The 11,083-nt window shown below is 61.4% G+C and carries 12 protein-coding genes; 8 read left to right on the forward strand and 4 right to left on the reverse strand.

Going from position 1 to position 11,083, the window contains the following annotated elements; genetic code table 11:
* Positions 1 to 125: 125 nt before the first annotated feature.
* Entirely contained in the window at positions 126 to 485 is a 360-nt protein-coding gene (locus FHL16_RS33080; protein ID WP_077750487.1) for a DUF6124 family protein, read from the reverse strand.
* A 488-nt stretch (positions 486 to 973) separates the two neighbouring features.
* Between FHL16_RS33080 and FHL16_RS33085 the strand changes: the two genes are divergently transcribed.
* From FHL16_RS33085 to FHL16_RS33105, 5 genes are all read left to right on the forward strand, one after another.
* Positions 974 to 1,594, forward strand: coding sequence for a LysE family translocator (locus FHL16_RS33085; protein WP_010459735.1), 621 nt, complete (start codon positions 974 to 976; stop codon positions 1,592 to 1,594).
* A gap of 73 nt (positions 1,595 to 1,667) precedes the next feature.
* The gene (locus FHL16_RS33090) at positions 1,668 to 2,708 is read left to right on the forward strand and encodes a DMT family transporter (protein WP_077750488.1); all 1,041 of its coding nucleotides are present in this window, start codon (positions 1,668 to 1,670) and stop codon (positions 2,706 to 2,708) included.
* 228 nt (positions 2,709 to 2,936) lie between these two features.
* Complete coding sequence (locus tag FHL16_RS33095; RefSeq protein WP_077750489.1) at positions 2,937 to 4,019, forward strand: bifunctional transcriptional activator/DNA repair enzyme AdaA; 1,083 nt, start codon at positions 2,937 to 2,939, stop codon at positions 4,017 to 4,019.
* Positions 4,020 to 4,059: 40 nt separating this feature from the next.
* Positions 4,060 to 4,863 (forward strand): isocitrate lyase/PEP mutase family protein, encoded by an 804-nt coding sequence (locus FHL16_RS33100; protein ID WP_077750490.1) that lies wholly within the window; start codon positions 4,060 to 4,062, stop codon positions 4,861 to 4,863.
* Between the two features lie 5 nt (positions 4,864 to 4,868).
* The gene (locus FHL16_RS33105; protein WP_077750495.1) at positions 4,869 to 5,486 is read left to right on the forward strand and encodes a DNA-3-methyladenine glycosylase family protein; all 618 of its coding nucleotides are present in this window, start codon (positions 4,869 to 4,871) and stop codon (positions 5,484 to 5,486) included.
* A gap of 125 nt (positions 5,487 to 5,611) precedes the next feature.
* Here FHL16_RS33105 and FHL16_RS33110 read toward each other — a convergent pair whose 3' ends face one another.
* The 3 genes from FHL16_RS33110 to FHL16_RS33120 form a co-directional block, all read right to left on the reverse strand.
* Entirely contained in the window at positions 5,612 to 6,709 is a 1,098-nt protein-coding gene (locus FHL16_RS33110; RefSeq protein ID WP_077750491.1) for an extracellular solute-binding protein, read from the reverse strand.
* A gap of 2 nt (positions 6,710 to 6,711) precedes the next feature.
* The gene (gene aguA, locus FHL16_RS33115) at positions 6,712 to 7,836 is read right to left on the reverse strand and encodes an agmatine deiminase (RefSeq protein ID WP_077750492.1); all 1,125 of its coding nucleotides are present in this window, start codon (positions 7,834 to 7,836) and stop codon (positions 6,712 to 6,714) included.
* A gap of 100 nt (positions 7,837 to 7,936) precedes the next feature.
* Complete coding sequence (locus FHL16_RS33120) at positions 7,937 to 8,821, reverse strand: LysR substrate-binding domain-containing protein (protein WP_077750496.1); 885 nt, start codon at positions 8,819 to 8,821, stop codon at positions 7,937 to 7,939.
* Positions 8,822 to 9,068: 247 nt separating this feature from the next.
* Between FHL16_RS33120 and FHL16_RS33125 the strand changes: the two genes are divergently transcribed.
* From FHL16_RS33125 to FHL16_RS33135, 3 genes are all read left to right on the forward strand, one after another.
* Positions 9,069 to 9,473, forward strand: a complete 405-nt coding sequence (locus tag FHL16_RS33125; RefSeq protein ID WP_077750493.1) for a PaaI family thioesterase — start codon at positions 9,069 to 9,071, stop codon at positions 9,471 to 9,473.
* A gap of 46 nt (positions 9,474 to 9,519) precedes the next feature.
* The gene (locus FHL16_RS33130) at positions 9,520 to 10,008 is read left to right on the forward strand and encodes a GFA family protein (protein WP_010459717.1); all 489 of its coding nucleotides are present in this window, start codon (positions 9,520 to 9,522) and stop codon (positions 10,006 to 10,008) included.
* A 102-nt stretch (positions 10,009 to 10,110) separates the two neighbouring features.
* Positions 10,111 to 10,899 carry a MipA/OmpV family protein gene (locus FHL16_RS33135; RefSeq protein ID WP_077750494.1) on the forward strand — a complete coding sequence of 263 codons (789 nt, stop codon included), beginning with the start codon at positions 10,111 to 10,113 and terminating at the stop codon, positions 10,897 to 10,899.
* The last annotated feature ends 184 nt before the right edge of the window (positions 10,900 to 11,083 follow it).

The raw sequence follows: 11,083 nt of genomic DNA on the forward strand, positions 1-11,083 counted from the left end.
ACCCCCAGTGATCGGCAGACCACTGGGGGTTCTTCGCGTTTGAAACGTACGAGTCGCGGCTATGTCACTTCTGGCCCTGATGAACAGCCAAACATCCGTTAGCCACTCACCACAGCAAGCGGCACCTACTTGGGCAGATCAATCTTATCCAACACCCGGTTTGCCGTGATCTCCGCCGTCATGATGCTGTTGGATATACCCAACAACGCGTAACGCGATTCACCCTCCAGATGATCCACCAACTGATGGACCATCACATCGACCGAGGCCAGGGTCTCGACCAGATAAACCGCCAGGGTTTCGGCCGAGGCCTCGGGGTCTACGGAAAACAGGGCGCTGCGTATTCGCGGAGTGGCTTTGATATCGGCATTCGACGGGAAGTGGAAGTCGAGCGCCCGTTCCGCAGCCTCGTTGAGCTTCTTTGAGTCAGGTTCGTATGGGGAAACCGGATCGGTGTCCGGCGGGTTTGGTGTGACTTTGAACATGGTGAAACCTCGTTTACTGGTGAGGCTGCCACGTTCGTTTCCAAGCGAAGGGGTGGCAGCTGTACGCAGGTTGGAAAACCAGGGTAAACGAGCCCGGCAGACCTATAAGGTCTCCCACGCACAGCCGCCATAACGCAACGCACTTAGTGCGAAAAAATACGTTATGAAGAGGTGCCTTCGTGTCGTTTACCCGTCGAGTTTCCAAGCCCGACCGCTGAGTGTTCAGCGGCACGGAAACAATAGAATCAAGGTCTACAGCACACAAGCCGGCGGATTCTGGCGCAGCCGTAGGCAACGGCGCAAGGATTTGTAGCTTTCAGGAAGTAAACCCGACGGGTTTTAAACAAGCGCCCGCAAATCATGTTGAATGAGCGGGCGCGCACTCACGACAAACAACAAAAGTGTACGGCGACTTGCGTCCACCGCTGTACGGGGAAAGCCCCCGCCGCCCATGATAAAAATACCGCTCTCGTTACCGGAGACCTGTCATGGACCTCGCCACGCTCACGCTGTTTATCCCCGCCTGCTTCGCCCTGAACATGGCGCCGGGCCCGAACAATCTGCTGTCGGTCAGCAACTCGACCCGCTACGGCTACCGCATCTCCTGCGTGGCCGGGATCGGGCGGTTGCTGGCGTTTGCCGGGATGATTGCCTTGGCATCGGCCGGGTTGGCGGTGGTGCTGCAAACGTCCGAGTTGCTGTTCTACGGCATCAAGATCGTTGGCGCGGCGTATCTGTTTTACCTCGCATGGCAATTGTGGCGCGCCGATCCGGGCGTCGAAAAAGCCGCGACGGGTGCGTCGGTCGGCGTGTTGGCGCTGGCGCGACAGGAGTTTCTGGTGGCGGCCGGCAACCCCAAGGCGATCCTGATCTTCACCGCGTTCCTGCCGCAGTTCGTCGACCCGACCCGCGCCGTGACGCCACAGTTTGCGTTGCTCGGTGCGTTGTTCCTGATGCTGGAATGGATCGCCATCAGCGCCTACGCCTACATGGGCCTGCACATGCGCCGCTGGTTTGCCGAGCCCCGGGGCAAGCGGCTATTCAACCGTTGCTGCGCGGGGTTGTTGTCGGCGGCGGCTTCGGTGCTGTTGATGGCGCGTCGCGCCTGATTCCAGGGGTTGACGGGATGCAGCGCAGGTTCAAACTGCGCTGCATCACTAATCAATACTCGCCGAGCCTCGAATGAACCTGAACGTTGTCTATGCCCTGAGCGCAGCCGCGCTGTTTGGGGCGAGTACGCCGCTGGCCAAGGTGTTGGGCCTGGACGTCTCGCCGATCCTGCTGGCTGGATTGCTGTATCTGGGCAGCGGGCTGGGCTTGACCCTCGTCAGGCTGATCCGCGACCGGGGCTGGCAGCCCAGCGGCCTGAAAGCGTCTGAATGGCCCTGGCTGATCGGTGCCATCGTGTTTGGCGGCGTGTTGGGGCCGGTGGCGCTGATGTTTGGTTTGACCCTGACCTCCGGCGCCACGGCCTCGCTGATGCTCAACCTCGAAGCGGTACTGACTGCCGTGCTGGCGTGGGTCGTGTTCAAGGAAAATGCAGACCGACGCATCGTCGCCGGGATGCTGGCCATTGTCGCGGGTGGATTGCTCCTGGCGTGGCCGCACGATTCGGCTCAGCCACAAGGCTGGATCGGGCCACTGGCGGTCGCACTGGCCTGCGCCTGTTGGGCGTTCGATAACAACCTCACGCGCAAGGTGTCGGCCTCGGATGCCGTGTTCATCGCCGGGATCAAGGGGCTGGCCGCAGGGTTGGTGAACTGCTCGCTGGCGTTGCTGCTGGGGGCAAAACTGCCGCACATCACGGTAATCGGGCCGACGTTGATCGTCGGCTTCCTCGGCTACGGCATCAGCCTGGTGTTGTTCGTGCTGGCGTTGCGCGGGCTGGGCACTGCACGTACGGGCGCCTACTTTTCCACGGCGCCTTTTCTCGGCGCCGCCATCGCCCTCCTGCTGTTCGGTGAGACGGTTTCCCTGACGTTCTGGATCGCATCGTTGCTGATGGGCCTGGGCGTCTGGATACATCTCAGGGAGCATCATGCCCATGAGCATCAGCACGTGGCACTCACCCATGGCCATCGGCACGTGCATGACGAGCATCATCAACATGAGCATTCATTCGAGTGGGACGGGACCGAGCCGCACAGCCACGAACATCAGCACACGCCGATCCGCCACAGCCATCCACACTTTCCGGACATCCATCACCGACACAAGCATTAGCAGGGGGAAAGTGCGTTGGTTTTGGTCGCGAGCCTGTCTATAACAAAGACTCTTCGGAATTCGCCGGCACAAAAGCCATTGGGGACTGGCCGGCCCGTCGCGGGTGTATGGCACCGCACGTCGAACCGAAAATCGAATGGGACCGCATCGCCCCCCTGTAACGAGTCAGCAAAATTCCCTGTCGATTTTCCGGTGGAGACGTCGCCCAACGGGCCTTATGCTCAGCCCATGAACCTACAAAACGCTTTTCTTCCGCCCCACGCCGAGATGGTTCGCGCCATGCTCGAACGAGACACCGCCTACGAGGGGGTGTTCTTTACTGCCGTGAAGACCACTGGAATCTTCTGCCGCCCCAGTTGCACGGCGCGCAAGCCCAAGCCGGAGAACGTCGAGTTCTTCGCCCACGCCGATGAGTGCATGTCGGCGGGCTATCGCGCTTGCCTGCGCTGCAAACCGCTGGACGCCGCGGCCATTGCGCCGGACTGGGTGCAGGGGCTGCTCAAATCGGTGGACAACGATCCCGACCTGCGCTGGACCGATGCCCAGTTATTGGCAGAGGGCATCGAGCCGCTGAAACTGCGCCGCTGGTTCAAGCAGCATTTCGGCATGACCTTCCACGCCTGGCTGCGCACCCGACGCCTGGGGATGGCGTTGGGCGGTATCAAACAGGGCGATTCCATCGACAATGTGGCGTTTGACTCGGGCTACGAATCCCTGAGCGGTTTTCGCGATGCGTTTCAAAAATCCTTTCACATCACGCCGGGCCGCGCGGCCAACAGCGAGCCGCTGTTGTTCACGCGCCTGACCACACCGCTTGGGCCGATGATCGCCATGGCCGAACGCCGTGGGCTGGTGCTGCTGGAGTTTCTGGATCGACCGGCACTGACCCGGGAAGTCGAAGAACTGCAGAAGCGTTATGGCTATGCCGTGGCGCCGGGACACAACGCCCATTTGCAGCAGATTGAAGCCGAGCTGACCCAGTATTTCGCCGGAAAACTCACTGAATTCACCGTCGCACTGCACTTGCCCGGCAGCGAATTTGCGCGGCAGGTCTGGGCTGAACTGGCGAAGATCCCCTACGGCCAGACCAGCACCTACGGCACCATCGCCGCAACACTGGGCAAGCCCGGCGCCAGTCGCGCCGTGGGCCTGGCCAACGGGCAGAACCGTCTTTCGATTGTATTGCCCTGCCACCGGGTGATCGGTGCAGACGGCTCGTTGACGGGCTATGGTGGAGGGCAACCGCGCAAGGCGTTTTTGCTCCGGCTGGAAAAAGCCGCGGTGCAGCTGACCGGACAACTCGCATTCTGATCCCCTGATTTTCTGCAAACGTCATAAGGAACGACATTCGATGGACACTCGATTTCATCAACTGCACCGCGACGGCTTATTGATCCTGACTAACGTCGCCGACGCCACCGGGGCGCGCATCGTCGAGCAACTGGGTTGCAAGGCCGTGGCCACCAGCAGCGCGGCGGTGGCCTGGGCGCATGGATATGCGGACGGCAATGCCCTGCCCCTCGAACGCCTGATATCGACCGTCGAGTCCATCGCCCGGGTGATCTCGGTGCCGTTGACCGTCGACATCGAGGCCGGTTATTCCGACGACCTGACGCGGGTGGCCGAAGTCGTTGATGCGGTAATCGCGGCCGGTGCGGTGGGGATCAATATCGAGGACGGTGCCACTGCGCCAGAGCTGCTGGTGCGCAAGATCGAAGTCGCCCGGCAGGTGGCCGATCGGCGCAAGGTGAAGCTGTTCATCAATGCCCGCACCGACGTGTACTTAAGGGGCCTGGTGCCTGCCGAAGACCGCGTCGCCGAAACGCTCAAGCGCGCCGCGTTGTATCAGGCGGCGGGGGCTGACGGGCTGTTTGCGGCGGGCGTCACGGCGGAGTATGAAATCGCTGCGCTGTGCCAGGGCACACCGCTGCCGGTGAATGTGCTCGGGTTGCCGGGGTTGCCATCGCCTGAAGCGCTGCAAGCACTCGGCGTGCGACGCCTGAGTGCCGGCTCGGGCATCGCCGAATTTCTGTATGGCGCCATGGCGTCCCTGGCCAAAGGTTTTCTGGAAACTGGCAAACTCGACAGCAGCCACCTCAAGGCCTTCACGTATGGGGAAATCAATGCCCTGCTGAAACCTGCCGGAAACGCTTGATCGCCATGCCCGATCCCTATCTGCCCGCGACCGGGTTTCTGTCATCAATCGATGACGACTGGCGGCGTCACATCGCCGCCGTTGGCCCCTGCCTGCATCAGCCCCACGCAGCTCGCGATCCTTATGAATCGCTGGTGCGGGCGATTGCCTATCAGCAACTGCACGCCAAGGCCGGGGATGCGATTATCGGCCGGCTGCTGGCGTTGTTTCCGGCGACGACGTTTCCAAGGCCTGAGCAGATTCTGGCGACAGGCTTTGATCCACTGCGCAGTTGCGGGTTTTCCGCGGGCAAGATCGCGACCATTCAAGGGATTGCGCAGGCGGCTCTGGACGGTGTCGTACCGGATTACGCCACCGCACTGGCGATGGACGATGAGGCGCTGATCGAGCGGTTGATTACCTTGCGCGGGGTTGGGCGCTGGACGGTCGAGATGCTGCTGATTTACAGCCTGGAGCGACCGGATATTTTGCCGGCGGATGACTTTGGGGTGCGTGAGGGGTATCGCCGGCTGAAGGGCCTGGAGGTGCAGCCGACGCGTAAGCAGATGGTGGAGATTGGCTTGGCGTGGCGTCCGTATCGGACGGTGGCTTCCTGGTATTTGTGGCGGATGACCGGCAAATAAACCGCGTTATCGTTCATCGCCAGCAGGCTGGCTCCCACACTGGAGCTCGAGTGTTCACAAAACCCCTGTGGGAGCGAGCCTGCTCGCGATGGCGATTTCACACTCACCCCATCACCCAAAGCCAATCACAACCCGGATTTCAACCGAGTAAACGCCCGAATCAGCGCCCGGTTGAACGCCTTGCCATTGTCATTCTTGCTATACAACGAAGCCCTCACCTGCGCCGACGGATACGTCCCTGGATCGTTACGAATCGCCGGATCAATCAACCCGTCCGCCGCCGTAATCGCATTGGCGTAGTGAATGGTGTCCGTGATCGGCGCAATCACTTCGGGTGTCATCAGGTAATCCATCAACGCCAGCCCGGCCTCGGGGTGCGGTGCATCCTTGGGAATGACCATGGCGTCAAACCAGATCAACGTGCCCTCCTTCGGTATCCGGTAACTGAGCTTGAACGGTTTGTTCGCCGCCTCGGCCTGCCCGGCCGCGATGGCCACGTTGCCGTTCCACGACATCGCCACGCAGGTATTGCCGTTGGCCAGATCGCTGATGTTCAGGTCATTGTCGAAGTAGCGGATGTACGGCCGGATCTTCGCCAATTGTTGTTCGGCCAGTTTCAGGTCATCGAGGTTCTGGCGGTTGATGTCCAGGCCCATGTACTTCATGACCGCGGCAAACACCTCGTTCGGGTCGTTGAGCAGACTGACCCCGCAATCGGCAAATTTCGACACCACGGCCGGGTCGAACAGCATCGCCCAGCTGTCCCGTGGCGCATCGGGCAAACGCTGTTTGATCGCCTCTTCCTGATAGCCGACCCCGGTAGTGCCCCAGGCGTAGATCCCGGCATAACGATTGCCCGGATCGAACGCCGCCATGTGCTGGCGGAATTCTTCGCCGACGCCAGCAAAGTGCGGCAGCCGTTGCAGGTTCAGTGTTTGAATCGCCCCGCTCTGGATCGCCCGGGACAAGTGCTGCCCCGCCGTCAGCACCAGGTCATAACCGCTGCGGCCGGTCAGCAGTTTGGTCTCGGCAGTTTCAAGGGAGTCGAAGTGATCGACCACCACATGGATGCCGGTTTTCTTCTCGAAATTGGCCAGGGTATCCGGGGCCAGGTATTCGCCCCAGATGTACAGGTTCACCACCGGTTTCGCGGTGTCGGCGGCCTGCACACACATGGGTGCAAGCACCAGCAATAACGCTTGAGTCAGTTTGTGCAGGCCCATGATTAAACTCCCTTCCTGTTATTGGCGGGGGCGGCGTATTGCGGCATGGTGATGCACGCGACGTTGCCGCCACCGAGGAGGATTTCCCGGGAGTTTTCGATGCCGACGATTGTGTGCTGCGGGAACAATTCGGCCAGCGTCGCCTGCGCCGCCTGATCGTTGCGATCACCAAACAGCGGCACCACGATCGAGCTGTTGCCGGCGTAGTAGTTGATGTACGACGCGCAGATTTGGGTCCCGGCCTGACGGGTATGGGTGCTGTCTTGCTGGTCCAGGCCTTCGGCTTCTTCAGCGGTCCACTCCAGCACATCCGGTTGCGGCAGCTTGTGCACGATCAACTCGCGGCCACGGCTGTCGCGGGTGCTGCGCAAAATGTCGTAGGCCTCTTGATAGATTTCCCACTGCGGGTCATCGCGATTATCGGTCCATTGCAGCACCACTTCGCCGGGGCGCACGAAGCAGGCGAGATCGTCGACGTGGCCGTCGGTTTCGTCGAACTTGCAACCCCGTGGCAGCCAGATGATTTGCTCGGCACCGAGGTAATCGGTCAGGCGACGGGTCACTTCTTCCTTGCCCAGATGTTGGTTGCGATTGCGGTTGAGCAGGCATTGCTCGGTGGTGAGGATGCTGCCCTGGCCGTCACTCTGGATCCCGCCCATCTCGGCAATCAACGGCGCGCGATAACGGTCGAAACGCTCGATTTCGAGGATCTTGCTGGCGATCTGATCGTCCTTGTCCCACGGGTAGTACAACCCGCCGTCGAGACCGCCATAGGCGTTGAACTCGAAGTCGACGCCGCGCACTTCACCGCTGTCGTCGTTGACCACAAAGCACGGGCCACTGTCGCGGAACCAGGTGTCGTTGCAGGTCATTTCCACCACGCGAACCTCAGGCGGCAACTGGCGGCGAGCGGTGGCGAACTGGGCGGCGGAAGCACACACCGTCACGGGTTCGCTCTGGGCAATGGCGGTGACGATCTGCACCCAGACTTTCTGCGCAGGCTTGGCACCGTTGCGCCAGACGTCAGTACGTTCCGGCCAGCCGAGCCAGCAACCGGCCTTGGTTTCGAATTCGCCGGGCAGGCGGAAGCCATCGAGTTTCGGGGTGGAATCGAGCAAACGTGCCATGGTCAGACCTCATCAGCGGGGATTGGAATGACCACAGGCTAAGGTCGTCGGCGCCCTCCTCGCCAACGATGATTATTTCGGAATACTTGAATTCAACTCATCAATCGATCAGCTGATCGTTGAACCACTCCAGCATCTGCGCCACGGCCGGACGCTCCAGACGCACCCGCTCACACACCAGTGCATATTGCCCGAGCGCGGTCATGCTGGCGGTGAATGGCCGGACCAGACGACCGCTGAGCAAGTCTTCCTGAGCCGTCAGATTGTCGCCCATGGCCACGCCCTGCCCTTGCGCCGCCGCTTCCAGCGCCAGGCCCGCGTGGGCGAAATACAGTTGGCGTTCGGGACGCTGATCGCCGGCATGACTGGTGAGCCAGGCGGTCCAGGTCTTGCCGTCCTGATCGTCGTGCAGCAGGCAATGGCGCGCCAGGTCCTTCGGGGTTTTCAGGGTGCCTTGGTTGAAGAGGCCGGGGCTGCACACCGGGAAAAATTGCAACGCCGGCAAGGGACGGACGAAGTACGCGCTGCTGTCGACCGGGCCCGTTCCATACGTGATCGCCAGGTCGATGTCCTCCCCCGGCGCCGTGGCGTCGATCGGTTGTTCGTAGAGGTGCAGCGTGATGTGCGGATAGCGCGCGTAGAAGTCCGTGAGCCGACTCATCAGCCACTTTTGCGCCAGCTCGGCGGTGACCGCCAGGCGCAACACCGCCAACGACGACGGGTCGCGCAATTCATCGCAGGCCTCGCCGATCAGTTCGAAGGCGTGCTGCAGGCTTTGCATCAATCGCCCTGCGGCCATGGTCGGGCGGATTTGCCGACCTTCGCGGATGAACAAAGAGACGCCCAAGTGCTCTTCGAGCTGACGGATCTGATGGCTGACGGCGCTGTCGGTGACGCACAGCTCGGCGGCGGCCCGGCCGAAATGCGCGTGGCGGGCGGCGCATTCGAAGGTTCTGAGTGCTGCTAAGGAAGGCAGTCGTCGCATGAATTCAGCCCCGGTGATGAAGGCGACCATGCTGCCTTGGGCATGGGTGGGCGTCCAGCGGGACCGCGCTATCGTTCTTCGCGAGCAGGCTCACTCCTACAGGGGAATGCATTTCAACTGTAGGAGCGAGCCTGCTCGCGAAGGCGGCACATTCACCACAAATCCTGCGGCCCATCACCCTCCCTTATCCACCATGACATCCCCCAAAACCCGGCGCATGTTGGTGTCTCAACCGGAGGGATTCGTCATGCTCAACGCACTCAAACAGATTAACTCAACCTCAGCCTTCAACCGCTGGGCCGGCTTCGAAGTGACCGCAGCCGCAAGCGGCGAAGCCGAACTGACCCTGGCCTTTCGCGAAGCCGACATGGCGCAATACGCCGGTTTCCTGCACGCCGGCCTGATCGGCGCGCTGCTCGACACGGCCTGCGGATTCGCCGCCGGGACGGTTGCCGGCAACGTGCTGGCTTCACATTTTTCGGTCAACTGCCTGGCACCCGCCATTGGCGAAGTGTTCATCGCGAGGGGCCGGGTGGTGAAGGCCGGCAAAAAGCAGGTGTTTGCCCGCGCCGAGTTGTTCGCGCAAACCGGCAACCAGCTGAAGCTGGTGGCGACCGGTGATGCGATTCTGGTGCCGGTCGACGTCCGCTGACGGTCTAGGCTGTCTGGGGTAAACCCAACCCTTGTCGGAGGTTCCCATGCAGCTCGAAGGTTCCTGCCATTGCAGCGCTGTGTCGTTCAGTTTGACCAGCGCCCACCCCTACCCTTATCAGCGTTGCTACTGCTCGATCTGCCGCAAGACTCAGGGCGGTGGCGGTTACTCGATCAATATTGCCGGTGATGCCGCCAGCCTGAAAGTCCGCGGCCGCAAGCACATCGCGATTTATCATGCACGACTCAAGGACGAAGGCGACAAACGCGCCCACAGCAGCAGCGCCGAACGGCATTTCTGCAGCCTTTGCGGGTCAGGTTTGTGGCTGTTCAGCCCTGAGTGGCCGGAGCTGATCCACCCGTTTGCCTCGGCCATCGACACGCCATTGCCGGTGCCACCGGAACACACGCACTTGATGCTCGGCTCCAAGGCGCCGTGGGTGGAAGTCGAGGCGCATCCTGCAGACCAGCAATTCGACGTCTACCCCGAGGAGTCCATCGCCCAATGGCATGAACGCCTGGGTTTGAGCCGCTAAAGCCGCTTCACAGTCTTTGACAGTTTCCCGACAAAGCTCTCAAAGATTGCCGCCCGGCGGCCGCCTAGCATGGGCGCATCCAACCTCCCCTCGGGTGCTCCCATGTTACGTTCGATGTGTCTGTCGTTGACTTCGTTTTGCCTGCTGCTTCCCACCGACTCATTACGCGCTGAAGACTGGCAATACACCTTGCGCGCCGGTGCCGCCAGCGCGCCGCGGTACAGCGGCAGCGACGAGCGCGTAGTGGCGCCGCTGCTGGGCGCCAAGGTTATCAGCCCCTATGGCCTCTTTCTGGACACGGAAAAGGGTTTGGGCTGGGCTTTTGATGAAGACGACTTCGGCCTGAGCGTGTACATCGGCGCGAGCGATGTGCGCAAGGATCGCAAGAGCGGGTTCAAAGGCTCGGACGAGCTCAACGGCATGGGCTCGATCAAGTCGCGGCCGGCGTTGGGTCTGGACGGGACTTACCACATGGGCCCGATCATTCTCGGTGCCGAGTTCGAGCATGCGCTGGAAAAGGACGATGACGATCACGACACCGGTTCATCCTGGAATCGCCTGAAGCTGAGCATCAGCGCGCCGTTTTATGAGGGCGACTATGGCAAGGTCGTGGGCAGCCTGAACAGTCAGTTTGGCGACAGCCATTACGTGCGCACCTGGTATGGCGTCAGTGTGGCGCAGGCTTCGCGCAGCCAGTTCAGGACGCATGACACTCGCGGAGGGTTGGTGAGTCGAGGGGCGGAGTTGAGCTGGTCGATGCCGATTGATGATCAGTGGAGTGTGTCGACGGTGCTGGCCGCGCAGTATCTGGCAGGTGATGCCGCCGACAGTCCGATTGTCGAGCGGCGAATGCAGACCTCTTTGGCTGGGCAGGTCGTGTACACCTTCTAGCGATCCGGTGTTGCGGATGGCCCCATCGCGAGCAGGCTCACTCCGACACTTGGAATGCATTCCCTTGTGGGAGACTTCGGTGGGTGGGCAGGTCGTGTACACCTTTTAGCTCTTCGGTGGTGCGGATGGCCCCATCGCGAGCAGGCTCGCTCCCACACTTGGAATGCATTCTCCTGTGGGAGGC

Source organism: Pseudomonas sp. FSL W5-0299, assembly GCF_005930655.1.
In the GTDB taxonomy this organism is placed as follows: Bacteria; Pseudomonadota; Gammaproteobacteria; order Pseudomonadales; family Pseudomonadaceae; genus Aquipseudomonas; species Aquipseudomonas mandelii.